This window comes from Streptomyces sp. NPDC001219, assembly GCF_053597915.1.
Genome location: NZ_JBSFJF010000015.1, coordinates 34,292 through 59,100 on the forward strand (window position 1 = coordinate 34,292; position 24,809 = coordinate 59,100).

General features: G+C 70.1%; 28 protein-coding genes. 14 read left to right on the forward strand and 14 right to left on the reverse strand.

Annotation, left to right across the window (positions count from 1 at the left end):
* Nucleotides 1–5: 5 nt before the first annotated feature.
* The 14 genes from ACWC9R_RS12330 to ACWC9R_RS12395 form a co-directional block, all read right to left on the reverse strand.
* Nucleotides 6–1,223, reverse strand: coding sequence for a hypothetical protein (locus ACWC9R_RS12330; RefSeq protein WP_450730923.1), 1,218 nt, complete (start codon nt 1,221–1,223; stop codon nt 6–8).
* 50 nt (nt 1,224–1,273) lie between these two features.
* The gene (locus ACWC9R_RS12335) at nt 1,274–2,083 is read right to left on the reverse strand and encodes a DUF317 domain-containing protein (protein WP_450730925.1); all 810 of its coding nucleotides are present in this window, start codon (nt 2,081–2,083) and stop codon (nt 1,274–1,276) included.
* Nucleotides 2,084–2,133: 50 nt separating this feature from the next.
* Nucleotides 2,134–2,838, reverse strand: a complete 705-nt coding sequence (locus ACWC9R_RS12340; RefSeq protein ID WP_450730927.1) for a glycosyltransferase family 2 protein — start codon at nt 2,836–2,838, stop codon at nt 2,134–2,136.
* A 322-nt stretch (nt 2,839–3,160) separates the two neighbouring features.
* On the reverse strand, nt 3,161–3,925 hold the full coding sequence (locus tag ACWC9R_RS12345; protein ID WP_450730929.1) for a DUF317 domain-containing protein: 765 nt from the start codon (nt 3,923–3,925) through the stop codon (nt 3,161–3,163).
* Nucleotides 3,926–4,633: 708 nt separating this feature from the next.
* Nucleotides 4,634–5,323 carry a hypothetical protein gene (locus tag ACWC9R_RS12350; protein ID WP_450730931.1) on the reverse strand — a complete coding sequence of 230 codons (690 nt, stop codon included), beginning with the start codon at nt 5,321–5,323 and terminating at the stop codon, nt 4,634–4,636.
* Nucleotides 5,324–5,351: 28 nt separating this feature from the next.
* The gene (locus ACWC9R_RS12355; protein WP_450731103.1) at nt 5,352–6,866 is read right to left on the reverse strand and encodes a VirB4 family type IV secretion system protein; all 1,515 of its coding nucleotides are present in this window, start codon (nt 6,864–6,866) and stop codon (nt 5,352–5,354) included.
* A gap of 45 nt (nt 6,867–6,911) precedes the next feature.
* Nucleotides 6,912–7,439 (reverse strand): hypothetical protein, encoded by a 528-nt coding sequence (locus tag ACWC9R_RS12360; protein WP_450730932.1) that lies wholly within the window; start codon nt 7,437–7,439, stop codon nt 6,912–6,914.
* Between the two features lie 22 nt (nt 7,440–7,461).
* Nucleotides 7,462–7,914 carry a DUF6238 family protein gene (locus ACWC9R_RS12365; RefSeq protein WP_450730934.1) on the reverse strand — a complete coding sequence of 151 codons (453 nt, stop codon included), beginning with the start codon at nt 7,912–7,914 and terminating at the stop codon, nt 7,462–7,464.
* Nucleotides 7,915–7,984: 70 nt separating this feature from the next.
* Nucleotides 7,985–8,524, reverse strand: coding sequence for a hypothetical protein (locus ACWC9R_RS12370; RefSeq protein ID WP_450730936.1), 540 nt, complete (start codon nt 8,522–8,524; stop codon nt 7,985–7,987).
* Nucleotides 8,525–8,541: 17 nt separating this feature from the next.
* Nucleotides 8,542–10,014: an SCO6880 family protein gene (locus ACWC9R_RS12375; RefSeq protein WP_450730938.1), complete on the reverse strand. Its 1,473-nt coding sequence runs from the start codon at nt 10,012–10,014 to the stop codon at nt 8,542–8,544.
* Between the two features lie 86 nt (nt 10,015–10,100).
* Nucleotides 10,101–11,447, reverse strand: coding sequence for an SCO6881 family protein (locus ACWC9R_RS12380; protein ID WP_450730940.1), 1,347 nt, complete (start codon nt 11,445–11,447; stop codon nt 10,101–10,103).
* Between the two features lie 36 nt (nt 11,448–11,483).
* Nucleotides 11,484–12,164, reverse strand: a complete 681-nt coding sequence (locus ACWC9R_RS12385) for a hypothetical protein (RefSeq protein ID WP_450730941.1) — start codon at nt 12,162–12,164, stop codon at nt 11,484–11,486.
* Nucleotides 12,164–12,481, reverse strand: coding sequence for a DUF6112 family protein (locus ACWC9R_RS12390; RefSeq protein ID WP_450730943.1), 318 nt, complete (start codon nt 12,479–12,481; stop codon nt 12,164–12,166). The genes ACWC9R_RS12385 and ACWC9R_RS12390 overlap by 1 nt, the downstream gene beginning before the upstream one ends.
* A 141-nt stretch (nt 12,482–12,622) precedes the next feature.
* The gene (locus ACWC9R_RS12395; RefSeq protein ID WP_450730944.1) at nt 12,623–13,750 is read right to left on the reverse strand and encodes a C40 family peptidase; all 1,128 of its coding nucleotides are present in this window, start codon (nt 13,748–13,750) and stop codon (nt 12,623–12,625) included.
* Nucleotides 13,751–14,273: 523 nt separating this feature from the next.
* On the opposite strand from ACWC9R_RS12395, the gene ACWC9R_RS12400 reads away from it, so the two are divergent.
* The 14 genes from ACWC9R_RS12400 (at nt 14,274) to ACWC9R_RS12465 (ending at nt 24,781) form a co-directional block, all read left to right on the forward strand.
* Nucleotides 14,274–15,029 (forward strand): DNA-methyltransferase, encoded by a 756-nt coding sequence (locus ACWC9R_RS12400; RefSeq protein ID WP_450730946.1) that lies wholly within the window; start codon nt 14,274–14,276, stop codon nt 15,027–15,029.
* Nucleotides 15,030–15,296: 267 nt separating this feature from the next.
* The gene (locus ACWC9R_RS12405) at nt 15,297–15,851 is read left to right on the forward strand and encodes a DUF4913 domain-containing protein (RefSeq protein WP_450731105.1); all 555 of its coding nucleotides are present in this window, start codon (nt 15,297–15,299) and stop codon (nt 15,849–15,851) included.
* A complete protein-coding gene (locus ACWC9R_RS12410; RefSeq protein ID WP_450730947.1) occupies nt 15,848–16,336 on the forward strand; it encodes a hypothetical protein in 489 nt (162 codons plus the stop codon). Before ACWC9R_RS12405 ends, ACWC9R_RS12410 begins: the two co-directional genes overlap by 4 nt.
* Nucleotides 16,333–17,061, forward strand: a complete 729-nt coding sequence (locus ACWC9R_RS12415) for a DUF3631 domain-containing protein (protein WP_450730948.1) — start codon at nt 16,333–16,335, stop codon at nt 17,059–17,061. Before ACWC9R_RS12410 ends, ACWC9R_RS12415 begins: the two co-directional genes overlap by 4 nt.
* Nucleotides 17,062–17,111: 50 nt before the next feature.
* Nucleotides 17,112–17,564, forward strand: a complete 453-nt coding sequence (locus ACWC9R_RS12420) for a GNAT family N-acetyltransferase (RefSeq protein ID WP_450730950.1) — start codon at nt 17,112–17,114, stop codon at nt 17,562–17,564.
* Nucleotides 17,561–18,706 carry a hypothetical protein gene (locus ACWC9R_RS12425; RefSeq protein ID WP_450730952.1) on the forward strand — a complete coding sequence of 382 codons (1,146 nt, stop codon included), beginning with the start codon at nt 17,561–17,563 and terminating at the stop codon, nt 18,704–18,706. Before ACWC9R_RS12420 ends, ACWC9R_RS12425 begins: the two co-directional genes overlap by 4 nt.
* A 471-nt stretch (nt 18,707–19,177) precedes the next feature.
* Nucleotides 19,178–19,615, forward strand: coding sequence for a hypothetical protein (locus ACWC9R_RS12430; RefSeq protein ID WP_450730954.1), 438 nt, complete (start codon nt 19,178–19,180; stop codon nt 19,613–19,615).
* Nucleotides 19,612–20,055, forward strand: a complete 444-nt coding sequence (locus ACWC9R_RS12435) for a hypothetical protein (protein ID WP_450730955.1) — start codon at nt 19,612–19,614, stop codon at nt 20,053–20,055. Before ACWC9R_RS12430 ends, ACWC9R_RS12435 begins: the two co-directional genes overlap by 4 nt.
* A gap of 12 nt (nt 20,056–20,067) precedes the next feature.
* Nucleotides 20,068–20,490, forward strand: a complete 423-nt coding sequence (locus tag ACWC9R_RS12440) for a hypothetical protein (protein WP_450730957.1) — start codon at nt 20,068–20,070, stop codon at nt 20,488–20,490.
* A 30-nt stretch (nt 20,491–20,520) separates the two neighbouring features.
* Entirely contained in the window at nt 20,521–21,411 is an 891-nt protein-coding gene (locus ACWC9R_RS12445; protein WP_450730959.1) for a winged helix-turn-helix transcriptional regulator, read from the forward strand.
* A 23-nt stretch (nt 21,412–21,434) separates the two neighbouring features.
* Entirely contained in the window at nt 21,435–21,917 is a 483-nt protein-coding gene (locus ACWC9R_RS12450; RefSeq protein ID WP_450730961.1) for a hypothetical protein, read from the forward strand.
* Nucleotides 21,914–23,134 (forward strand): MFS transporter, encoded by a 1,221-nt coding sequence (locus tag ACWC9R_RS12455; protein WP_450730962.1) that lies wholly within the window; start codon nt 21,914–21,916, stop codon nt 23,132–23,134. The genes ACWC9R_RS12450 and ACWC9R_RS12455 overlap by 4 nt, the downstream gene beginning before the upstream one ends.
* A gap of 39 nt (nt 23,135–23,173) precedes the next feature.
* Nucleotides 23,174–23,512, forward strand: coding sequence for a hypothetical protein (locus tag ACWC9R_RS12460; RefSeq protein WP_380932659.1), 339 nt, complete (start codon nt 23,174–23,176; stop codon nt 23,510–23,512).
* 87 nt (nt 23,513–23,599) lie between these two features.
* A complete protein-coding gene (locus ACWC9R_RS12465; protein ID WP_450731107.1) occupies nt 23,600–24,781 on the forward strand; it encodes an ATP-grasp domain-containing protein in 1,182 nt (393 codons plus the stop codon).
* The last annotated feature ends 28 nt before the right edge of the window (nt 24,782–24,809 follow it).

Below are 24,809 nucleotides of genomic sequence, written 5' to 3' on the forward strand. Positions count from 1 at the left end.
AGTGGTCAGACAGAGGCGAAGTCCCTTCTGTGAACGGTCAGCGGTGTGCTGCCGCCATGCGGGGTGACGGCGGCAGCGCGGTGCGGGCGGCGAGTAGCCGCGGGCTGGGCGCGGACAGTGCCGCCGCCCCGCCCGGTACGGCGGCTCGGGCCTGGCGCTCGAACGCGTCGGCATGGGCGAGCCATGCTTCGATGGCCGGCAGGACGGCGAGGCCGAGCTGCCCGCGGACCTGGCTCCACTCGTGGTGTGACAGGGCCCGGGGGGGGCGCCCACGGGTCGCGGCGCAGGTCGTTCCACTGGTTCCAGACGTCCTGGCAGTTGGCGACGGCCTCGCGCAGGCGGACCAGGGCCGCGGCGTCTTCGGGCCAGGGAGTGGCAGCGGGACGGCAGCGGGTGAGCAGGCCCGGTGCGTGTTCGAGAACGTCGTGGAAGGAGAGCCAGGCTTGGTCGGCGAAGCCCCGTTCGAAACCGGCGAGCAGGCGCGGGTCCTTGAGCGGCACCCCGTCGCTGTAACGGCCGGAGTCCTTGATCGCCTGGAGTGTCTGGTGTTCTTCCCGGATGCGTTCCAACGCTGACAGGACGCTGTTCACGTCCCGGTTGTGCAGGGCGCGACGGTAGGCGGGCAGGAAGGTGTGCGAGATGGCGGACGCGGCAAGGCCGGGGGCGGCAGGCAGCACGAAGCTGCGCGGCGTAGCGGGATCATTGCGGACGTCCTCCTTCTCATGGTCGGTGAGCGCGCCGAGGAGGTAGCCGCTGGGGTGGCCGGGCCGCTCGATCAGCAGCAGCTCCGTGCCGGTGCCGTTCTTCAGCACGGACGCGAACGGGATGCGGTGATCTTCGATGGCGCGGTGGATCTCGCCGGCTTCCCACAGCGCAGGCCAGAGGTCTTCCTGCCACAGCGGGTGGCTGTAGATCTCCAGCTCGGCGCTCCACGTGCCAGGCAGCTGGGCGGCGATCTCGGCGCCGAAGTCGCCGAGGTAGGGCCGGGTGCTGGCGATGACGGTGGCACCGTGCTCATGAGCGCGGTGCAGCAGGGCGCTGGCGGTGTGCCGGGCGGCCTGGGCGTCGGCCAGCGAGGCGGTGTACGCACCGTTGGGCAGGCGGCTGAATCCGGCTTCGGCCAGTGCGTGGTTGGCCTGCTGGTACCGGTCGCCCGAGGCGATGGCGACTAGGCCCAGAGTGCGGCTGGTGGAGAGAGTGATCTCGGCGGAAGGGTTGGGCATCAAGGTCCTGATGGGTCGAGCCGCGGGAGGGTGCGTTCAGGCGGAAGGGCTCAGCGGGTCTTCGGGGTGCGCTTGGGCTCGGGGCTTTGCGGCGGTCCGGCGTGGGGCGGCTGCGCCGACAGGCCGGGCGACGGCGATGCGACGCGTTCGATGGTCACCAGGGGCGCGAGGGCGGCGGGGAACGCGAACGCCGTGGAGCGAAGGGTGGGTCGGGAGTCGAGAGTCTCGGCGGCGATCGCGTGCGTGAGGAAGGGGGGTGTCTTCTGTGTGAACGAGATGTCCCAGAGGGGACCGAGGGCGTCCGGGGAAGCGGCCATGTGCCAGGTGATGGATGCGTCTCCGTGTATGGGCGGCGCCGTCGAGTCCGGGCGGCGGCGGACCACGGCGGCGTGTCCGTCACGCGAGATGAATCCGGAGAGCCCGAAGTCGTCGAAGTAGTCCCAGGCGTCTGCGTCGACGTAGAGCTCCAGCAGGCCAGGCTCGGCGCCGATGCCGTAGACGACGTGGTCGGGGTCGGCGGCCAGTTCGGCTGAGAGGGTGCCGATCAACGTGACGACGGATTCGATCGGCACGTTGCCGTTGATGTCCGTCCGCCACCGCTCGGGCGCTTCCTCTTCGGCGCGAGCCGAGATCACCAGGTGGGGGCCTCGGCCCACGGCCTCTTGGTCGTAGCGGATGGTGATACGTCGGCAAGGACTGGTGACGGTCAACGACGAAGCATCGGTGTGCGCGCTCCACTCGAAGTCCTCGGCGAAGATCTCCAGCAGCTGCTGGTGGTCGGTGGGGTGGCTGACGGCCAGATAGCGGGGAGAGATGAGGACCTTCTCCCGGGGCCGCTCCTGGGCGGGATCGTTGGGCATGGGCGCTTTCGGTGGGATGGCAGCAGGGCGCAGAGAGCGGAGCGCCCCAGCTACGTGGTGGAAGGGGCGGAGTCGCGCAAGGAGCGTGACGCGGCGCGCAGGCTGACGCCGAACCGGTGGGCGAAGACTCTCGCCTTCGCCTCCAACTGGGCGTAGGAGTCCTGCGCGGTCATCTGTCCGGCGTGCTTGCGGTACCGGTAGACCGGGACGGGCAGCACGAATCCCGGAGCGAGGCAGGTGACCGCGAGGGAGCAGTAGTCCTCGCCCTGGACGAGACCGCCCATGGGGGCCGCCCGCACCAGGTCGGTACGGGCGAGGAGGGTGGTCGGGCCGAGCGGGATGGTGTCGGCCGGGTCCTTCCAGTACCGCCACACGTCCCCGGCCTCGTGCCGGCCCGGTGGCGTCGGGGGCACCCACAGGGTCGTGGTCCCATCGGCGTGGAGGTCCTGGCTGTATCCGGCGCACCAGCCCACACCGGTCTCTTCCAGTACCCGAAGCCGCAACGCCATGGCCTCGTCGGTGAACGTGTCATCGTCGTCAGCCCAGTTCACGTACCGGGTGCGTACTTCGTTGAGCGCGAAGTTGCGGGCGCAGGCCGCACCGACCGGGCGCGGCAGGGCGAGGACCCGGACACGGGGATCGGCGGCGAGGGAGGCCGGCAGCCGGGCCGGGTCGGCGCCGTCGAGGGCGACGACGGCCTCCCACGGGACGCTCTGGCGGCACAGGCTGGAGTGCATGGCCACGAGGAACTCCATTCGCTCCGGGCGGAGTTGTGTGGCGATGACGACGGTGATCTGCGGGTGAGGGTGCGGGGACAGTGCGTACTCCGGGCGAGCGTCGGTCGGGGACGGTACGGGCGGCGCGAGGGCTATCGGCGGGCGGCCTGGCGGGGCGCCGGCGCTGACGGTTAGGCGGTGGTGGACAGCCGCGCGGTGTTGCGCGGCGGCATGATGGGGGCGCGGGAGTACGGGATCCAGGCGCCCGGGTCGGTGGCGATGCGACTGCGCGGGTCGGTGTCCCACCCGACGACGGGACCGCGTTCCCGTTTCGCCGGACCTCCTGAAGCCTTGGCGATCCTCAGCGGCTTCGTGTGCGTGGCGGAGCCGCAGCCATGCGGGGAGCGACTGCGCTGCGCTGTGTGTACGGGCTGGCATGGCTGCTTGAGGGGGCGTCGGAGGAGCGCGACGCGGTCGGCTCGGTAAGGGTGGGGCGAGGAAGCAGCAGGGGGTCGACTTTGTACCTCTGGCGGACCAATGGCGCCGGGTCGGTGAAGACGCGGTGGAACGCTTCCACGAGAACGGGTGGCGTGGCCGGGCTGAACCGGGCTTGCCAGGCGCGTTCTCGCGGCCCGACGCGGAATTCCCATCGGGTTTGTTCCTCCGGCGGCCGACTCTTCGGATACATGTAGGGGCTGGTGGAGTAGGAGGCCAGGGAGTCGGGTGCCCGAACGTAGGCCACGCGTGGTCCTGAGAAGCCGCTCCATGCGGGCGGGTGAGGAAGATCGGCGAGCTGGTCGTCGTCTGCGGCGAACAGGGTGTGGGGCGACTCGGCGAGTGAGTGAGCCAGCGTGGTGATGACGGCCGTCATCACCACGCTGGGCGCTGCGTCGTCCAGGGAGATGTGCCACAGAGGCGACTTCAGCGGGTGTGTGCTGGCGCTGATCTGGATCGGCGCTTCCGCGTGAACTTCGGGGAGCCAGCCGACCCGGATGCGCAGGCATGGGCTGGTGAAGAGCGCGATGTCGTGTCCGTCATCGGTGTAGTCCCAGCCGTGTTGGAACAAGGCGGCGGTGAAGATTTCGAAGGCGTCGTCGCGAGGGCCGGCCAGGTAGCGCGGGCTCACGAGCACCTCGGTGCCGTCATGAGTGGTGCCGGGTTCGGAGGGTGGGGGTGGGTGAATGAGGGCTCCGCAGGTGGGCGATGAAAGAACGGGTGGACAGAGGACCTTTCTGTCCGTGGGCCAGTTCAGCGGCGGGATGTGGTGAAGGCCGATCAGCGAAGGTCACGGTCGTCGGGGTGACCGGGTGCCTTCTGCGCTGGGTGACGCGATCCGCCGGTGGCCGAGGTTGGCGAGTGGCGCCAGGTGGGGCTTCGGCGGGTCTGGCCGAGCCGCTGGGGAAGTGGTGTGCGTGGTGACTTCGGACTGACGGATCGGGGTGGTACTTGGTCGGTGTTCCTGGCGCGCAGTGGCGTCGTCGACTGCTGTCACCTGCTAGTACGCGTCCGTGTCAGGGCGGAGGCCGCAGCGCGGGCTGCACTGGAGAGTTGTTCGTGCATGTGGTCCAGGTGGCGGGATGCTGTGACCAGGAGCTGGGCAAGGATGGCTTGGTCGACCTCGGTCGGCGCGCTGCGCAGCAGGGGCTCGGCCCCCTGGGCGTTGTGGCCGCCGACGACCCAGTGGACGTGGCCGTTGTCCCAGACCTCGTCGTCAAGGGAAAACTGATCGCTGTGCGCCGCGCGTTGGCGGTACGTGCTGTGCCAGTCGCCGGGAAGGCAAGAGGCGAGGACGGCGCGGACGCGGGCACGGGCTCCTGGGAAGTGAGAGGCAGGGTCACCGATGACGCGATGCGCGGTGAGGAGAAGCGCTGGGGGCGGCCGGGCGGATCGGGGCTTGGTCGGCGTGATGCGCCGGTTGTGCGGTGGCGTTGTCGTGGGCTGTCACGCGCCGGTAGACATGGATGACCTCCTTGAGGCGCTCGACGGCGTCGTTGCGGCGTCCGGCCAGGATGTCGATCTGAGTGGCGCTGTTCTGCAGGACGCCCAGCGAGTTGATCTGCGCCTTCCCGGTGGCGACGCGCGTCAGCGTGGAGGCCGCGTATTGGGCGGTGTCGGTGAGTTGTTGGTGTACGCGGTCCAGATGACGGGCGGCCACGACCACGAGCCAGGCGACGACATCCTCGGTGGAGTCGGTCCTGTGGAGCTTGCCGAGGCGCTGCGGCGATGTGCCGAGAGCCTCGGCCACCATCTGGGAGCCGACGGCGAGTGGGAGAGCGGGGCCTTCGGTTTCTGCATCGGCGGGGCTGATGTCGGAATCGTCCACGTCGCCGTATGTGATGTGGGTCAGCTGGACGCCGTCACCCAGGAGTACTTCCGCTCCGGCTTCGGAGGCTTCGAGATGCGCGATCCGTTCGTATGCGTGGTCGAGGTCCCGGGCGCGCACAGTGAAGTGCAGTGTGCCGTCCTGGGCGACGGCGAAGGAGCGCAGGGGCTCCATCGGGATGGGCTGTGAAGCGGTGGTCACGAGCTCTCCGTTCAGCAGTTCGATGCTCTCACTGCATTCGGGCATCTGTGTCGAATAGTTCCAATTCTGTTCGGTGGAGCAGGTGTTGGACGATGAAAGATCGACCGGCGACTTTCCACAGTCCACGGCCGCGGTTGAGGTGTGCGATGGCATCCATCTCGACGGAGGTCAGGCCGAGCAGGGAGGCCGCGGTATGGAGCTGGTCGGTCTCCTGCCGGTAGATGATGCGGGTGGAGCAGTCGGCGAGCAGACCTTCTGCGAGGGCGCGTCCGCGGGATCCGGCGTCACCGGCACTGAGCAGGTCGCTGAGCCTGTGGACCACCATCAAGTTCGCGATGCCCAGGCCGCGGGAGAGCTTCCACTGGGACTGCATCCTTGCCAGTAGGCCGGGGTGACGCATCAGGCGCCACGCCTCGTCGTAGACGATCCAGCGCCGGCCGCCGCTGGGGTCGGAGAGTGCTGACTCCATCCACGCGGATGCGCAGGTCATCGCCAGCACCAGCGCGGTGTCATCACCGGAGACGCCCAGGCGGGAGAGGTCGATGGTCAGCATCGGCGAGTTGGGGTCGAAGGCCGCCGTGCTCGGGGCGTCGAACATTCCGGCGAGGTCACCGGACACGAGGCGACGCATCGCGTGGGCCAGGTCGCGGGAGGCATCACCGAGGCGGCCGGACATGATGCCGCCGACCCGGTCGAGTTCGTCTGGGTCGTTGAGAGTGGCGGCGATGTCACCGAGGAGCGGGGTGCGGTTGCTCGCGGCGGCGCGGGTGACGACGGCGTCCAGAGCGACATCGAGCCCGGTGTGCTCCATCGGCAGCAGGTCCCGCCCGAGCACGGTGCGGGCCAGCGAGCCGAGCAGCAGCAGCCGGCGCTTGCGGATCTCGCCCGCCCAGTCGGCCTCGGAGACACTGGTGGGCCTGGGTGCCGCGTCCAGCGGGTTCAGCCGGCCGGGCAGGCCGGGCCCCAGCGCGATGGAGGTGCCGCCCAACGCCTGTGCCACAGGCGTCCATTCGCCCTTGGGATCGCACGGGACATAGACCCGGTAGCCGAAGGCGATCGACCTCAGCGCGAAGCTCTTTGCGAGTGCCGACTTGCCCTGCCCGATCACACCTGCGAGGAGCACGTTCGGGTTGGTGAAGCCCTCGACCTTGCCGTACAGCGCCCACGGGTCGAAACAGAAGGACGCTTCGGCGTGGACGTCGCGGCCGATGTAGATGCCCTCGGCCCCCAGTCCGCCCTCGGCGAGGAACGGATACGCGCCTGCTGCGACGGCGGTGGTCATGCGGTGGGCGGGCAGCTTGAGCTTGTTGTTGCGGGAGGAGGCGGGGCCGGGCCGCCCCACGGGCGGGAAGAGGGGCGCCGGCATCTCCTGCTCCTGCGCGCCGGCGCTGCTGGCGGGGGCGGCTGCTTCGACGCGGGCCTTCGCGGATGCCTCGGCGAGCCTCCGGCGGGCGGTCTTCCGCGAGGCGCGGTCTGTGCCGTGCGGGGTGAACAGGGGGCTGGCGGAGGCGCGGCGGGCGCGGCGCGCGGGGCGGTGGCTTATAGCAGGGCGGCTTTCACGTGATGACGGTCTGGACGCGGTGCGGGGTCAGACGCGCGGGGAGGCGCGGAAGATCAGCGGCTTCCGGTAGCCCTTGCCGTCGCCCGCCCAGTCCAGCTCGATGTAGCCGTCGGCGAGGTAACGGCTGGAGCCCGCCTTGTGCTTGAGGGTGCCGGTTTCGTACGAGCCGTTGCCGTTGCTGCTGCTGTGTGCGAGTGCGTTCTTCAGGCCGGTGTAGTTGGCGTACTTCACGACCGGGTCCGTGCCCTTCGCGCTTCGCTTGGTCTGCAGGTGGAAGCGGGCCTTGGCGAACCGGTTCTTCGGGGCCGAGTAGGGGCCGTCCCAGTTGACCTTGGCCGTGGTGTAGACGTAGCCGCCGCTCCGCTTGGCGCACAGCTTCACGTCGAAGTCCCAGTTGTCGGAGTCGGGGTTGAACGACGGGTCGTCGACGGTGTAGCTGCTGGTGGTGCAGTGGTAGCTGGCGGCGGAGGCCGGAGTGGCGGCGGCCAGGGCGGCGGTGCCGGCGAGCGAGGCGAGGATGGCGGCGGTGGAGGTGGAACGCTTCAGGGCGCGCATGTGATGCCTTTCGGAGGTGGGGTTACTGGCTGCAGGGGGTGGTGTGGCCGTGCAGCGGGGTGTTGAGGTCGCTTGGGGTGGTTTTGCGGCGGACGACGTGACCTGCAGCGAGGTGGCGCTGGCAGATGGTGAGGACCGGTGGGCCCTCGGGCAGCCGCTCGGGGTGGCACTCGGTGTCTGCCGAGGTTTCGTCCGCCACGGGCAGGAGGTGGAAGGCGTCGTGCACGGCGGCGGTGGCCTGCCACAGCCGTGTGTGTGCGGTGGCGAGGTGTCGGCCGGCGGCGGGATGCGGCGGTCGGGCGGCCTGGGCGAGCCGGTCGAGGAACTGGTGCAGCGTGGTCAGGTGCGCATGCAGCACATCGAGATGGACTCGATCGGCTGGCGATGCGGATGCGGCGCGGGTGTGGTGCCGGATCCCGGCGCTGGCGGCACGGAGATAGGGGTGCCCGTCACACGGAAGCAGAGGTTGGGTCAACTGGGTGGTTCCTTCTTGACGTGCGTCACAGCAAAGAGCTGGCTGTGACGTGGGTCATGCATGGCGATGCTCAGCGGGAACGGCACGGTGGCTTCGCAGGCTGAGCGGGGATTGCGGCTACCACGGGTGCAGGGGCTTGTTCAGCGAGGGTCCGGGCCTGCTCGTGACGCAGGTCGAGGTACGTTCCGGATGCTCCGGTGCCGGGATGGCATTCTGAAGGCACCAGCCCCGCGTCGGCGTGCGAAGTGTCGGTGTCGATCAACCAGTGCTGGAACGACGGGAGTTGAATGAGGGCCTGGTACCCGTCGATGCGGTCGGTGGCATGGACGACGAATAGCCAGGGGCGTTCTCCGTCTGCATGGCCAGGTCCGTTGACGGCGATGGTGAAGGCACGGCGTACGGGGAGGGTCGTCAGCAGCTCCAGTCGCTTGATGACGGTGTCGAGGGTGTCGCTGGCTTCGATGGCCGACTCGTAGCGTGCGTCGTCGTATTCGGCGTATTGCTCCTCGATGACGTCGCCGTCTGCGTTCTTGTATGCGGCGAGCCGCTGTTGGTGGCGCTGCTGCATTTCTTGCAGGGGCGTGAGCAGCGCGCGGATTTCGTCGGACACATGCGATTCCGGGGCGATCACAGGCCACTCCGAGCGAGGGGCAGGGCACCGAGCGTGAAGGCGTCGGGCTGCTGGTAGTTCAGGCGCCGCAAATCGACCTGGGAGGTGACGGCAGCGGTTTCGATCTGTGCGCACGCGGCGTCGAGCAGGGCGTCGGTGGTGGCGGACACGGTGAGAAGGCCGGTGAGCGCGACGTCGGCGTGCCCGGCGATCAGCTGGCGCTCACGGGTTTTGACGTCCGCGTACTCGACGGAGTCGGCTTCGGAGTCGACCTGCCCGCGACGCGACCTCTCATTGGCGTCGGCGATGATCGCCGCCTTCTTCCGCTGGACGTCGCGCATCGCGGACTCGACCCCCTGGGGCACGTAGATAAGGGACAGGGTGCGGCGGACCCCGGCGGTGAACATCAACCCATGCAGGAAGCCCGCGCTCGTTTCGGTGCGCGGCCAGTCCTCGACCCAGTAGGTGGCGTGCCGCGCGGAGTCGGTGGCGAGCCGGTCGTACTCCTCGATCTGGACCACCGGCCCGGCGGCGGCCGGGTCGGCCTCGGCCCGCCCGGACTCCGACCACTGCTGCAGCGCGGACAGTGCCTTGGGGTCGTAGGCGGTGCGGATCACGGCCGCGATCTCGCGCGCCGAGAGCCAGCCGGTCACCGTCAGTCCGGCGCTGCGCGCGGCCTGCGCGATCGAGCTGGTGGCCTGCTGCATCACGGTGAAGGCACCGGGCAAGCCGCCGCCGGCCTGGTTGATGAGGCGCTTGGCCGCCTTGAGGTCAAGGGAGATCGCCAGGTACGCCTCGTGCGGGGCGGCGGCCGGTCCAGCGGAGGCGACCAGCTCGCTGTAGACCTGTCCGGCGACGGGGGTCTCGGGGTGACCCTGCTGGCTCCAGTGCCGGGCGAGGGTGTCGCCGCTGTAAGGGACGGTGCGCTCCAGCACCTGCACGGTGGCGACGTGCCCGGTGCGGGTGATGCCGGCCAAAGCCCGGCCCCAACCGGCTACGTGGTGGTTCTGGCTCGCCGGGTCGAGGAGCGCGAAGGCGCGGCTGGAGACGCGGGCGACGGCGGTCAGCGTCTGGCTGTGCGGGTCGTGGACGGCGGCGGCATCGTTGGTGGAGTCACCGGGGGTGACGACGCGCAGTGAGACGGCGGTGCCGGGCAGGTGCAGGATGCCGTCCTGGCGGGGGCGGGTGACGGGCCGGGCGAGCCACAGGGTCTGGCCGGTGCGCCGCCGCTGGGCGAAGCGCAGGACGATCGGCGCCCAGTCGATCAGCGAGCGGCCGTGCCGGCGGATGGCGACCGAGGCAGCGACCGCGGCCCACAGCGGACTCGTGACGATGACGCCGAGCAGCCCGGTGGAGACCACCGTGGCCAGCAGAAGCGCCAATGCGCAGGAGACCAGGATGAGTTGGGGAAGGGTAAGGCCGAGCAGGATGCCGCGTCTCGACCTGTGGGGGAATTTGACGGTGAGCGGTGTGACGGTGAGGTCAGACAAGAGCCATTCCGAGGGTGCGCGGGCGGTGGCCGGGGCGGCACGCGGCGAGGGTGCGCAGCGCGTGCCGCCCCGGAGTCGGGCAGGAGCTACAGGCCGGTGGGCGGGGGCGGCGGAGCGCCGGTCCCGGTGGAGGTGCCGGCCGAGGTCGGCGCCGGTGGGGCGCCCTGCGGCGGGGGCGAGGATGCGCCGCTGCCGGGCTGCGACATGAAGTCGCTGCCGCTGGACGGCGAGCCTGAACTGCCGCCCTGTCCGGGTGCGCCGCCTGCCTGACCGCTGGTGTCATCACGTGGGCTGGTGGGCGGAGGCTGGACGGCCTTCTCCAGGCCGTTCTTGAGCCCGTCGCCCCCGGAGGAACCCTGCGGTCCTTCGCTGTCCTTGCCGCTGCCCCCGGTGGGATTGGCGGCAATGTCGCCAGGGAAGCCACCGCCTCCGGCTGCGTCGGGGCCTTGTGGGGCGGCGCCCGCGGCTGCCGCGCCGCCCGTTGCGGCGGCGGCAGCCTTGCGGGTGGCCTTCTCGGCGTGCTGCTTGGCGAGCTGGGCGCCGGCGCCTCCGGCGCGGTGAATCGATTCTCCGTCCGTGCCCTCGGCCGCCCAGTGCGCAAACTTGAACGTCGCGTACGGGCAGAGCAGGACCAGCACCATGATCACGATGCCCGCCATGACGTCGGCGAGCGCGCCGAGGCCACCCTTGGCCTCGGTCTTGCCCATGGCGGCGATGCCGAGCACGAAGACGATGGTCATCAGCAGCTTCGAGACGACCAGGGTGGCGGTGGCCGAGATCCAGCCGCGCCGCCAGCGCCGGGCGACCTCCCAGCCGCCGCCCGCCCCCGCGAAGACAGCGAGGGTAACCATGACCAGAATGCCCACCTTTCTGACCATCATGACGCACCAGTAGAGGAAGGCGCCGACGGCGGCGCCGAGTCCGGCGACCACCGCGACCAGCCAGCCCAGCCCGGACAACGCGCCGATCTGGGAGACCTTCACAATGCGGCGCACGGCCGTTTCGACGGACAGGTGTGAGGCGGCGAACAGGCCGTCGGACAGGGCGTCGACGACTTCGATGGCGACCGTTGTCATGGCGATGGCGCAGAACGCGAACAGGACGCCCGACATGGTGCCGGTGAATGCCTGAGTCAGCGCCTGGCCGTCTCGTTTGACGGCGGCCCGGACGAGCTGCGCGCAGAACGTCCCGACCAGGATGATCAGGCCGATCGGCAGCAGCACCTCGTAGTTGTCGCGGAACCAGCCCGCGTTGAGGTCCACCTTGGTGGTGGCGTTGACGGCCTTTGCAGCCAGGTCAGCCGCTGTGGCGGCGAGTTCGCCGCTGCTCTTGGCCAGCCAGTCGCCGATGGCTTTGCCGGGATCGGTGGCGAAGTCGACGGCGTCATCGACGGCGCAGAGTTTGTCAGCGAGGGGGAAGTCGCAGAAACCCAAGGGGACGTTGGCCTCCTTATCTTTCGGCGGGGCGGGTCACTGCGTGACGCTGGGGGCGATGGCCGCGAGGCGGCAGTCGTGGTGGGGGCGGCACTGCACGGCGAGGGTCACGGCGCGCTCCTCGGCTCCGCCGCCGCCCTTGCTCCACTCGATCTGCTGCCGTCCGTTGACGGTGACGAAGTAGATGTACGCCTCGGTGATCGCGGACGGGTCCTCGGCCAGGGCCTGCTTGAACGCGCCCGGGTAGTGGCCTTCGGCGGCCCTGCCGGTGGCGTGCTGGTCCTGGTCGGCCATGCGGGACCACAGCAGCGGGTCGGGCACCTGGCCGGAGACGGACGCCCAGTCGGCGTACCTGGCCTCCTTGGTCATCCACGCGCGCATGCCCGCGAGTTGCTGGTCGCGGCTGGTGTCGCGGGTGTCGTACGACCAGAGCATCCGGGCCGCCGCCTTGGCGAAGGCCACCGGCTCCGCGAGCCGTGGCGGCCGGGGGACCGATCCCGGTCCGGCCGCGGGCCCGGGCGCGGCCTCGGAGGGCGAGGAACTGCCGGCCGGGGCCGGAGTCCGGCGGCTCTGGCTGTCCTCGCCGCGGCCGGTGATCCAGGCGGCGGTCGCGGCGAGAGCGAGCAGCGCGGTGATGACCAGTGCGACGGTCACGATGCGCTTGTTGGCCGACCAGGTCACGCCGTACCCGGACAGAGAGGAGAATCGTTTCTGCATCAACGGACCTGCGACCCCAGGGCCGAGAAGAACGCGACGACGCCGTTCGCGGCGCCGAGGCCGAGCGCGGCGCCGGCCGCGACGACCGCGCCCTTCTTCCCGTTCGCCTCTGCCTGGTGGCCACCGGTGTGGTGGCCCCAGGCCCACACGCCGAGGGAAACGGCCAGGGCACCGACAACGGCGATGATCCCGAACATGTTGATCGAGCTGACGACGTTCTTCAGCACGCTCAGTCCGGGCAGACCACCGCCCTTGGGGGAGATGCCTGGGTTATAGGCGAGGAAGACGGCAGCGCGGTCTGCGAGAGGTATGGGCATAGGTGTGGCGGGGCTCCTTGCGTGCGCAGGCCGTGCAGGGGCCGGCGGAAGGGGAGAAAGAGGGAGGAGAGGGGGTGCGCTCGCGGCGCGAGAAAAGGGCCCGGCGGCGCGGCCCGGGAGGTGTCCGGGCGGCGCGCGGCGTCAGAGGACGCGGCGGGCAGCGAGAATGTCCCAGTCCTTGATCGGAGTGATCCGGACGGGCTTGGATGTGCGCGGCGCCTCGATCACGAGGCCCTCGCCCAGCGCCATGCCGACGTGTTCGGGCCGGGCGGCGCTGCCGCGGCTGAAGATCAGGTCACCGGGCTTCAGGTGATTCGCCGAGACGGCCTTGCCTTCGCCCACCTGCGTGTATGTGGTGCGGGTGAGCTTGACGCCCGAGTGGGCGTACGCCTGCTGGATCAGCGAGCTGCAGTCGCAGCGGCGCATCGGGTCGGGGCCGTGGGCGTCGGTGCAGGACCCGCCCCACTGGTAGGGCGTGCCGAGCTGGTGCATCGCCCACTCGATGGCCTTGCGGGCCTTGGGGTCGGCGCCCTTGGGGATCTTGTAGCCCTTCGGGACCTTGCCCTCTGGGATGCGCCCGAAGGAGCTGCCGTCCTTGCCTGGCGCGCACCCTGCGCCGCTGGCTACGGACTCCTCGTCATGGTCCTTGGCGGGCGCGTTCTTGCCGGCGTTCGGGAACGTCTTCGCGATGGCCTTCTGCAACGCGGTGGCGAGGTCCTCCCACTGCGCGTACGCGTCGGGCTTGCCCGACTTCTGGACGGCCTGGGCGGCCTGGGTGACCTTCATCTGCTGCCAGCCGTCGATCTTGAGCAGGGCTTTGTAGAAGCGCTCGCTCGCGTGGACCGGGTCACGGATCTGCTGCGCGGTACCCCAGACCTCCTGGGACGGGCGCTGCTGGAAGAGTCCGAGGCTGTCGCGGTCGCCGTAGTTGAGGTTGCGCAGCCGTGACTCCTGCATCGCGGTGGCCAGCGCGATGATCTGCCCCTTGACGGGCACGTCGAGGCTGAGGCCGGTGGCCACGATGGTCTGAGCGTTGGGGACTTGCTCGGCCGGAAGGTCCAGGCCCTGGATGCGGACGCCCTTGCCGTCAGCACCGTCGAGGATCTTGGTGACATTGCTGGTCACCTCGTCGGTGTCGATGCCGGTCAGGCATCCGCTGAGGGACGTGGTGGCCGCGGCTTCGCTGGAGGACGCCACCATCAGGGCGGTGCCGCCGAGCAGGAACGGAGAGAGGACGACGACGCCGATGCAGGCGGCTATGCCCTTCAACCCGGGCCGCCTCCCGGCAGACGGTCACCGTCCGGCAGGCGGGCTGAGGGCAGGGGTGGGTAGAGCGGTGTCACAACGAGGTCCTTGGTGAAGTCCCAGCAGCGCGTGCGGTGTTGAGGAAAGGGCGCAACTGCTGGGTGGTGGGTGAATCGGGGCCCTAATGCACGTGCGCGAGTTGCCGCTCGCACACATACGGGCGTCGGGTCAGGTGTGCCAGGACATGGGGATGCCTCCATGAGAGCAGGAGCGGGGATGCGCCATCGGCGGTGTTCGCCGGGCAGTTCCAAAACAGTAAGGGCGGATCCCCGGTTGCCGAAATCATTGGCGATCAAGGCTCAATTCCGGGGTTTTCGGCGGCGATAGCGCTCAACCGGGGATCGTGCCCTACAGTTTTGGCTCCTCCCCTCGCCCCTCCCGCTGCGCGGACCGCGGTGCCTTCCTGCCCGCATCTGGTCCCGCGGGATATCCGGGCGACCCGGAGCTTCTCTCCCTCACCTCACCCGACCCGAATTGGGGTACCTCTTTGCCTTTTTCCCTGCATCAGAGCGACGCGCTCGGCGTCCTCGCCAGCCTTCCGGACGGCTGTGTCGACTCCGTCATCACCGACCCCCCGTACAACAGTGGCGGGCGGACGGCCAAGGAGCGCACCTCCCGCAGTGCACGACAGAAGTACACCTCCGCCGACGCCGGACATGAGCTTCCGGACTTCACCGGCGAGAACATGGACCAGAGGAGCTACGGCTTCTGGTTGACCCAGACCATGACCGAGGCACTCCGGCTCACCAAGGTCGGCGGCACCGCGCTGATCTTCACCGACTGGCGTCAGCTGCCGATCACCACGGACGCCCTCCAGGCCGCCGGCTGGCTGTGGCGCGGCGTGCTCGCCTGGCACAAGCCCCAGGCCAGGCCGCAGAAGGGGCGCTTCACGCAGAACTGCGAATTCATCGTCTGGGCCAGCCACGGGCCGATCGACGCCTCCCGGAACCCGGTCTACCTTCCGGGCCTCTACAGCGCCTCGCAGCCCAGCGGCAAGGCGCGCCAGCACATCACGCAGAAGCCGGTCTCCGTCATGCGTGAGCTGGTCCAGATCTCCCCGCCGGGCGGAACAGTGCTCGACTTCACCTGCGGCTCCGGTTCGACGGGCGTCGCCGCGCTGCTGGAAGGCCGAGATTTCATCGGTATCGAGAAGACCAAGCACTACGCCGAGATCGCCGCCGACCGGCTCACCGAAACCCAGCAACAGATCCTGACACAGGACGACTTGACTCTCGCGGCCTGAGTTTCTCCTGTCGCGCGGCACGACCTTCGTTGCGTCCGCCTTTATGCGCTGGCCGTGTCGCGCGAGGCGTTATAGCAGCGAAGTCCCGGTTACCGAAACCGGGGATTATCCGGATGGTTGGGTCCGCAATTCACGCCCTATGGCTGCGGCTCCAAGGAGGCCCTTTTCGTGCCTGAATCCATAAACCCCCCGGAGGACGGGGAGACGGAACCGGTTCGGCTGCCGGACTCGGACCTGGACAGTATCGAGGCGAGCGTGCGCAAGCTGCTGGACCGATCCGCAGAGCAGGCCCGACAGATCGACAGCCTCTCCTCCGCGCCTGCGCCTGCGGACTCACCGTTCGACGCCTTCGGCATGCCGGGATTCGCGGGACTGCCTCCGCAGCCCGCCCCACCCGAGCCCCGCCCGATCCTCGAGCTGGAGGGCGAGGAGTACGAGGACGAGCTTGACGCATTGTCCGACTGGGTCGATGACTTCCTCGTCCGGGTCTACGGCGCAGAGGTCACGACCGCCGCGCCGTGGTGTGAGCAGTGGCAGGAACACGCCGACGTCGTCGGCTGGCTCCACGCCCTGTGGCTGGCCTACCAGCAGCACAAGGACCCCGAAGCCGGACTGTCCGGGCTGTTCGTCTGGCACCGGGACTTCCTCACCCACGCCATGGCCACCATCCGGGCTGCCGGCGGACCCCTATCGGCGTGCATGACGGACCCAGATCGGCCCGCCCACCGCCTGCTGCCCGGCCCGCCGCCCTCGAACCGGACCGTCACCTCCGTCCAGGAGAAGTCCGAAGAGGACGGCGAACCAGGCCAGGCTGTCGGATGACCGGCGGCGAGGTACGCCCGGCCTTCGGTCTCTCCTTCGATCCCCGCGCCCTGAACGACCTCCTGGCGGCCCCCAGCGACATCCGCGACCTGGCACTCGCCCAGCTACAGGAGGTCGTCAGCGCCCGTCTGTTCGGCGCCAAACTCACCCGCGACCTGGCGGGATGCCGCAAGCTCTACGTCGATCATCGCAACGCCTGGCGCATCGTCTACGCCCAGCGGCGGGCGCCCGCGCACTCCACGCACACCGCCGAGATCCACGTGGTGGCCCTACGTCCGCGCGAGGCGCACGACGTGTACGACACGGCCCGCGCCCGCCTCGGTATCAGCCGACCGCCCATGGGCGAGCGCACCCACGCCGCTCGCACCCGCTCGCCGCAACTGGCCACGCGCCAGCCCATCCCCAAGCCGGGACCACCGCCCTCCGCGATGCCCGGCCCTCCCCGACCCGCACTATCCCCGACCCTGAAGGGCCCCGTTCGTTGAAGCAGTTCCCCACCCTGATCGACCAGGTCGCCGCCGCCGTCCTGGCGCCGGCCGAGATCACCGAGAACCCGCACCACCGCGCCATCCTCGACGCGGCCGTCGAGATCCAGGAACTCGACCGGCAGCTCGCCGAGCTGTCCGCCGCCGACCTTCCCGCAGTCAGTGCCACCGAGCGGCTGGACACGCTGACCGACCTGCTGGTCGAACGGATGGCGGCGGGCGTCGAGTTGAACGCCCTGCTGTCCGCCTCCTGCAGCCTTGCCGCCGCGGGCGAGCCCGAACCGCCGGGCGAGTACGACCCGACGGAGGACGAGGAGCCCGACTTCGACCCTGACTTCGACGACTACGAGGACTTCGACGGCTTCGACGACTTCGAAGACCTGGAGGGCCTGGAGGACTTCGAAGACCTCCCGGAGGAGGCGTGCGAGGAATTCCTGTCCTGCCCGAGCCGTCCACAGACGATCATCCGCGCCTGCCTCGATGCCTTCGACACCCTGGGCGCAGCGGACTACGTCAGCACTACGGAACTGGTCTCAAGCCTGCGCGAACTGCCGGGCGCGGCCGAGGGACGCTGGCGCTACGCCGACCTCACCCCGATCCGGCTCGCCCTGCTCCTGCGCCCCTACGGAGTCCAGCCCCGTAAGCCGCGTGCGGCGGACGGCAGCCGCTACCGGGCCTACCGGCACAGCGACCTGCTGGCCGCCCGTCCGAACTGCTCCTGCTGACGCACCCTGCCCTCGCACGGACTGGGGTAGTGACGGCGGGGGACTGGGACATGGTTGCGGCCTTCCACGGCCGGTGTTCCGAACAGAGTCTGTTGCGCCGCTGGGGGCGAACCCACCTCACGCCCCGTGACCTGACACGGCTGCTCACCCAGGCCCAGTGCTGCATCGGACTCGACGCAGACGAGCGCCCCCTGGCCCTCGTCTGCGTCGGTCCCGTCAGCGGGGAGTCCGGCGTCGTCGATCTCGGGCTGCAGGTCGCCGATGAAGGACACCGTCAGGGCATCGGAACTGCCCTGGCCCTGCGGGCGGCCGGGGCCGCCCGCACACGCGGAGCACACACCCTCACCGCGTACACCCAGGCGTCCAACGCCCCGATGCTCCGCCTCATGGAGCGTCTGGGGCCCACCCGGCGCACCCGCGACGGCCCGCATGTCGAGGTCCGCGTCGCTTTGGACGCGCTCGGGCCCGACCCTCGCCCTTTCAGTGGAGCCGCTTGCCCTTGACCTCATCCCCCGTAGCCTCGCCCGCCCGTCAGACGCTCACTGCCCTTGAACACCGGATCGAGAACGCCGTGGGCCGCAGCCCCGAAGAGCTGGGGCGGTATCGCGACGACGGTCTCCTCGACGCGGCGCATTCTGCCGTGGCGGACGCACACCGCGACCTTGTGCGGGCCGAGCGGGACGTCGCCTTCCACCGCATGCGACTCGCCCGCCTGGCCTCCGGCGAGTTCCCCGTAGATCACGCGCTGTTGGCCCGGATCGAGCGATCGGTGGACCAGCTGGCCGCCGCCATCGACAAGCGCGACGTCCAGCAAGGCAAGACTGCTGCTGCACTGCGGCCGATCGAGGCCGCACCGCCGCGGCAGGTGCCGCGGCAGGTGCCGGCGAAGGACATCGCGGCCCTGCTCGCTATCGCCCAGGGCGCCAAACTGCACCAGAACCTCGTCACCCACCGGCTCACGGTGGCGACCCGAGACCAGAACGTCGCCGACCAGTTCTGGCAGCACATCGAAATCGAGCAGGACGACCTCACCCTGCTCGCAGAGCACCACACCAAGGACGGCGAGCACAGCTTCTACGTGATGCACAACCGCGCCGTCACCTGGGGCATCCCGGGAGAACCGCAGCTCGTCGCCCTTCACCTCAAGCGCGATGCGGCAGCGCACACCTTCCGCTTCACTCACCGGATGCTGCCGCTGCTGTCCATGGCCCAGTCCTGGCTGATCGCCCGCGGCTGCCCCGAGGACAAGATCCTCCTCACCGCTGGCATGGGAACCGACCCCGCAGACCACGCCACACGCGCACTGGAGAAGCGGCTGCGCAGCGACGGCGACCACTTCGCCCTGCTGACCAGTTACACCCACGACGCCGATCCGATCGAGATCACCGCGCTGCTACGCGCTCTCGACGAGAAGGCGCCGCTGCCCTTCCGCGTGCTGCTCGAAGAGGTCGACACCGACACCTGCACACACACCCTGCGCGAGGGCGGCTTCGAGACCTTCGAGGCTGCCACTCAGTGGTGGGAAGGCCACTGGCGCGGTGAGAAGCCCCCGCTGCCCACCGCCTCGCCAGCGCCCCGCCACACCACTGCCGGTATCCCCGCTCTGCCTGTGCGCCCCGCACCGCCACGCGGACCGCGCCGGTGAACTCACGGGCACCTCACCGCTTCTTCTTTTCCCGCCGGGCGAAATGCCAGCGGTGGGGGAGGCGGGGCGGAACGTAGCACGCAATCCCCGGTTACCGAAACCGGGGATTCTCCGGATTCTTGTTCTCGGCCCGAACGGCAGCAGCCCGGGTCCGTTTCCGCATTCCCTTCCCTCACCCATGGAGCCAATTCCCCATGAATGCGACCCGCATAGCCGTCTTCGGCGCGCTCGCCCTCCCGCCTGTGTTAGCCCTCACAACCAGCACGGCAGCCCCCAGTGCAGGAAGGTCGGCCATCAAGCCGCTCCTGCACACGGTGCACACCGATGCAAAGGGGTGGGTGTCCGCGACCTACGTCTCTCGCGACGCCGTCATGTGCCTGGACCAGTAGCCCAGCAGTCAATTCCGCATTACAGCACCGGATGCGCCGGTGCTCAATTCCCGCCTGTGACGCGAACGAAAGGAGACCCTCCGTGCCCGAGTTCAGCGAAGACGTGATGGGCGTCATCACCGAGCGGATCGAGAACCGATTCCAGATGCCTCTCACCGAACTGCGTCGAGCGGTTACGGCGTCACCACAGGCCAACCCCGAGGCCACAACGATCGTGCGCTGGTACGGCCTGCTCACCGAAACCCAGGACGCACTCGACACCGCCGAGGACGCGCTCGTCGACGCCCTTGGCACCCAGCCCGGCGAACTCGATGACCCCGTCATGGAACTGGCCCAGCAGGTCAACACCGCGGTCGCCGCCCGGGACGGCCGCGCCATGGTCGTGAACCACCTCCTCGACGGCGCCCCGGCAGTGTGGCGCCGTACATCCCCCGACGCCCGTCGCGCGCCGGCCCTGACCACCACCGTCCCCGGGCTGCCCGGCCTGCGAGGCGTTGCCCCGCGCGGGGTGACCCGATGAGCGTCATCGCAAAGCCCACCAGCCGCGACCAGGCACTGGAGAACGCCTTCGGCGCCCGTCCCGCCACCTTGTACGCGCAGGCTGTACACCCCGGAGTCTCGGCTGCACTGCAACGCGCGCTGGAGCTGCGCAGCTTCCTCGCCATCGCCGAGGAGCAGGTGGCCCGTGTACGGGATCGCGTCCACGAGGCCACCGCCGCCGACGGCGACATGGGCGCCCTGTCCGCCGAGGACTTGCGGTGGGACGCCCAGTGGCTGGAGGCGGCTCTGGCCGCTCGCGACGGATACATCACCGCACTCGACGACCTGCTGCAGACCATGCCGGCTCCCGCCCAACACCCCAGCCGACCCGTTCAGAAAACCCAGCTGAAGGTCACCGCCACCGCTCCGCCCGTCCCACCGACCCGTGGTGCCGGGGCGGTGCAGACCCGCCGCCCCTGAAAGACCTGCCGATTGCCCCAGTCCGACGCCATCACGCACTCCGCGTCCCAGATCCTTGCTGAGCGCATCGAGGAACTGTTCGGCCAGCCGCTCGCCGAACTCGAAGCCCTCGCCGACAACACCCCGGACGCCACCCTGCTCGGCGCGCTCACCGGCAGCCGCAGCGACCTCGACCTCGCCGAACGCAACATCGCCTTCCAGCTGGAGAGGCTGCGCGAACTCATCTCCCCTGACAGGGAGATAGGCCGCCACGCCGCCGGTCACATCCTCGACTGCGCCCGCCGTATCGCCGAGTCCGTCGCCACCCGCGACGCCTACGCCAAGGCCACAGGCGCGGTCCTGGGAGGACTGCGCCGCGCAGCGGCCCCCGCCACCCCACCGCCTGCTGTGCCTGGACCCGCCGCCCCGGCGCCCGTCTCCTCCCGCTCCCGCTGATCCGCCCGTACCGCTTGAGGAGCCCCTTCCTTGGCCACCACCGGTCTGCCCCACACCACCCAAGACGACCTCTCGGGGGTCACCAAGACTCTGGATCTGCTCGCCCCGCGCTGGAGCGTGTGGGTGCTGATGACCCTCTCCGCGAAGCCGCTGCGCTACGCCGATATCAAGCCGAGGCTGCCGTGGCTGCACGACGGCCAACTTCACCCGCGGCTGCGCCAGCTGACCAACGCCGGGGTGGTCGAACGCACGGAGTACGCCCCGCGCCACGTCACCTACGGACTCACACGCCGCGGTGCCGAACTGATGCCCGTCCTGGCCGTGATCGCGTCCTGGGGTGACACCTACCTGGAGAAGCAGGTCGTCACCAACAAGGCCACCGGCGAGAAGGAGCCCGAGCGGATCGCTCCGGCCCAGAACATCGACGACACCCTCGCTTTGATCGCCCCGCGACACGCCACCCCGATCCTGTGGTCCCTGCACAGCCGGGGCAGCGCGAACGCCAAGGCACTGACCACTGAGGCCATGCCCGGCTACGGGCTGACGGCCGTTTACAAGCCGCTGGACCGTCTGGTCGAAGATGGTCTCGTCACGGCCACCGGCAGTGGCAACTTCCAGCTGTCCGCCAGCGGCCAGGCCCTCGTTCCCGTCTTCCAGGCGATCTCCGCCTGGGCCGCCCCGGCTGCCGAGTCCGGCGCGCGGCCGGTTCGGGCGCAGGGCTCCGCCCCGTCGCAGAACCGTTCCGGCCCCTGGGCCACCACCCCGACCCGCGTTCCGGCTCGTCCCGTACCCGCCGCACGGTCGGCGAGCCCAGCCCTTGCCACCACATCCCCGGACGGGCCTGCGTGGAAGCCGGGCGACCTCTTTTCCCACCAGATACCGGCCCGCTCCGTCACCCCGGCAGGGGGTCCGCGCCGATGACTCGCCCCCTGCCCTCCAGCCTCTTGAAGGAACGCCGTGCGATCCGGACCCTGACCCTGCCGGGCCTGATCCGCCTGGTCACCGAGATCGACGACAACGGCCCCATCAGCCACCGGCGCGGCAGCCTGCTCGGCGCCTTCGGCGACCTCTCACGCGCGCAGCTTCGCCGCGCCATCGACACCGCACGCGACCTCGGCCTGGTCCACGCCGACCAGCAGGCCCCCGACCGCTACCGGCTCACAGCCGCTGGCGAGGACCTCGCCGAGGTGTACGACACGGCGGCCCGCTGGGCTCGCAGCCATCAGTTCCCCAGCGCCAGCAGTGATTTCGTCACTCGCGTCCAGCACACCTTCCAGCTCCAGGGCTCCGAGCCGACGAGCGCGGGGAGTGGGCACTCGGCGCCGCAGGAGGCACTGTCGGAGTGGCTCACGGCGCATCCCCGCGTCCTGCACCAGGAAGGTGCCTGCTCCTTCGGTGCGGCGGAGGAATCGGGGCTCGCGGCGTGAGATCCCGTGTCGGACCCCGGCGTGACCACCGGCCGGTGCCCACCCTGCTGCGCGGCATCTACCTGCCGCGCAGCACGGACGCCGCCGCGTTCGCCATGACGACCTACGGCATCCCGCTGCTGGTGCTGGCCACCACCAACTCCGCGGCTCTGAGCGGACTCGCCTTCGCGCTCGAATGGGTTCCACGCCTGGGCGCGTTCGCCTTCGCCGGCGCGCTGGTCGACCGCCACGGCACCACCGCCGTCCTGCGCTACGCCTCCGCCGCGCGGGCCCTGGTCGTTCTGGCCGCCGCATTGATCCTGCCGTCGCAGGAAAAGGGCCTCCGCGCGACGGTCACCGTCATGCTGCTCGCCGCGTCCACCGGCATCGTCACCGAGTGCTCGTACATCGCGGCCGAGACCGCAGGCGGCGTCGCCGGCCGTGAGACCGGCGCCCGCGCCCACCGCGTGCAGTCGGTGCTCCTCGGCATAGACCAGGTCGCCACCCTGGCGGGCCCCGCACTCGCCGGCGTACTGCTGCAGTGGACCGGCGCCGCCGGGATGCTGATGGTGATCGCCGTCTTCTCACTGCTCACCAGCGTCCTGGCCCCGCGCCAGTGCCACCTGGCCAAGCCCGCACGACAGCCGGTCCTCCAGGGTCTGCTCACCGGCTGGTCGACCCTGCGCTCGCTGCCGGCCCTGGGCTGGCTGGTGACCGGACTGGCCGTCTCCAACCTCGCCGTCGGCCTGCTGCAAGCCGCCGCCCCGGTCATCATCGTCAAACAGCTCGGACACTCCACGGCCGACGTCGGCTTCATCTGGTCGGTCGCCGCCGTCGCATCCCTCGTCGCGGTCGCTCTGTGCCGCCGAGCCATCGACCGTTTCGGCCTCTGGCCGGTCGGTGCCCTGTCCGCCTCGATCGCCGCCACCGCGTGTCTGGCCATCTCCTTCGCCGACACCTACGGCACCTATCTCGCCCTGATCGCCGTGCTCATGGCCGGTGAGGGCGGCATGACCGTTGTGCTGCGGACCCTGCGCTCCCGCCTCATCCCCGCGGACACCTTCGGCGCCACCCTGTCGCTGACCATCCTGCTGCTCCTGCTGCCCTTCCCCCTCGACGGTGTCCTCGTCGCCACCGTGCCGCCCACCCAGCTCGGCCACGTCATCACCCTCTGTGCCGTGGTGCAGGCCCTGGGCCTGTTCACCACCTTCACCCGGCTGCGCGCCTCCTTCGCCTGACCGCCCCAGCCACCTCCTGCTCACCCGGAGTCCGCTGCCATGCCCACGTCCCACACCCCCGCCGACCCGCACGCCCTGCCCATATCCCGGCCTTCGTCGCGAGCGGGCTCGCGCCCGACGCTCACCGAACGGTTCCTGGCCTTCGACGCCGAGCACCCCTATGTCTACCGCGCCCTGGAGCGCCTGACGGCCGATCGGCTCGCCGCCGGAGCCACCCGGGTCGGGCTGAAGGCCCTGTTCGAGGACCTGCGCCGGCGTCTGCCCCCAGGCGTGCGCGGCCTGAACAACAGCTTCACTGCGCTCTACGCCCGGAAGCTGATCAACGACCACCCCCGCTGGGCGCCGGCCTTCGAGCTGCGCCGCCGCCGCACCCCCTGACCGCGTGCCTCAACTCTGCTTGCCCTCGCCCTGTTTGGAGCCTTGTTGTCCTCTCGCCCCGTCGTCCTGGTCGTTGCCGCCGCTGACATGGAGGCCCATGCGTATCGCGGCACGTGCCTTGCGAACGTCGCCGCCCACTACGACGTCGTCTTGATCTCCGGCGCCGCGCCGACTTGGGAGAAGGAGTTCCTCCTCGACTACGAGGTCGCTGACCCCGCCGATCAGGCGGCGCTGACCGAGGCCGGACGCGTACTCGCTGAGCGGTACGAACTGGCCGGCGTGATGACGTGGACTGAGTGGTATCTCGTCCCCGTCGCCCGCCTGGCCCGCCGGCTCGGCCTGCCCACCACAGCCCCCGAGGTGCTCCAGGGCTGCCGCAACAAGCACACCAGCCGGAGCCTGTTCGCCCGCCACGGAGTTCCCTCCGCCACATCGGTGAACGTGCGCACCGAGCGTGAGGCGGCGGATGCCGCCCGGCGCATCGGCTACCCCGTCGTCCTCAAGCCCGCCGCGCACGCCGCGAGCATGGGCGTCATCCGCGTCGATGCTGCCGACGAACTGCCCACCGCGTACGCTTTCGCCGCGCAGGCCGCCGGCCACGGAGTGGAGAGCACCCAGGTCCTGGTCGAGGAGTACCTCGATGGCCCGGAAGTGAGCGTCGAATGCGTCACCCACGGGGGACAGACCACGGTGGTCGCTGTCACCCGCAAGACAGTCGGCTGCGCGCCGTACTTCGAGGAGCTGGCCCACGTGGTCGACGCGAACGACCCGCTCCTTGTCACCGTGGCCCCGGCCGCCGTCGCGGCCATCGACGCGCTCGGCATCAGCGACGGTGTCACCCACGTCGAGATCCGCGTGGTCGACGGCCGTGCCCGCCTCGTCGAGGTCAACGCGCGGATCGCCGGCGACATGATCAGCCACCTGGTCCACCTGGCCACCGGCGTCGATCTGGCCCGCGCCGCCGCGGACGTCGCCTGCGGACAGACGCCCGACCTCACGCCAACGCGCAGTCAGGCAGCGGCGATCCGGCTAATCTATCCCGCCTACTCCGGCATCCTCGCCGAGCGCCGGCTCGACGGGGACTTCCCCTGGCTTGAGCGCGTGAGCTTCCAGCGTGAGGTCGGCGACCGCCTCGTCCTTCCGCCGCACGGTGACATGTTCAGCGCACGCATCGGCTACCTGATCACCACCGGGTCCAGCGCCGCTGCGGCGCAGGCCCGCTCCACCGAGGCGTACCGGCACCTGGCCGTCCAGATCACCCCCGCCTAGACCGCCGATCGCGTCCGCCCGCCCCGAA

Coding starts and splice junctions, on each gene's coding strand:
- ACWC9R_RS12330 (WP_450730923.1), bottom strand. CDS start 1,223: ATGCCCAACCCTTCCGCCGAGATCACTCTCTCCACCAGCCGCACTCTG.
- ACWC9R_RS12335 (WP_450730925.1), bottom strand. CDS start 2,083: ATGCCCAACGATCCCGCCCAGGAGCGGCCCCGGGAGAAGGTCCTCATC.
- ACWC9R_RS12340 (WP_450730927.1), bottom strand. CDS start 2,838: ATGGAGTTCCTCGTGGCCATGCACTCCAGCCTGTGCCGCCAGAGCGTC.
- ACWC9R_RS12360 (WP_450730932.1), bottom strand. CDS start 7,439: ATGCGCGCCCTGAAGCGTTCCACCTCCACCGCCGCCATCCTCGCCTCG.
- ACWC9R_RS12385 (WP_450730941.1), bottom strand. CDS start 12,164: ATGCAGAAACGATTCTCCTCTCTGTCCGGGTACGGCGTGACCTGGTCG.
- ACWC9R_RS12390 (WP_450730943.1), bottom strand. CDS start 12,481: ATGCCCATACCTCTCGCAGACCGCGCTGCCGTCTTCCTCGCCTATAAC.
- ACWC9R_RS12410 (WP_450730947.1), top strand. CDS start 15,848: ATGACCGGCGGCGAGGTACGCCCGGCCTTCGGTCTCTCCTTCGATCCC.
- ACWC9R_RS12420 (WP_450730950.1), top strand. CDS start 17,112: ATGGTTGCGGCCTTCCACGGCCGGTGTTCCGAACAGAGTCTGTTGCGC.
- ACWC9R_RS12435 (WP_450730955.1), top strand. CDS start 19,612: ATGAGCGTCATCGCAAAGCCCACCAGCCGCGACCAGGCACTGGAGAAC.
- ACWC9R_RS12460 (WP_380932659.1), top strand. CDS start 23,174: ATGCCCACGTCCCACACCCCCGCCGACCCGCACGCCCTGCCCATATCC.
- ACWC9R_RS12465 (WP_450731107.1), top strand. CDS start 23,600: ATGGAGGCCCATGCGTATCGCGGCACGTGCCTTGCGAACGTCGCCGCC.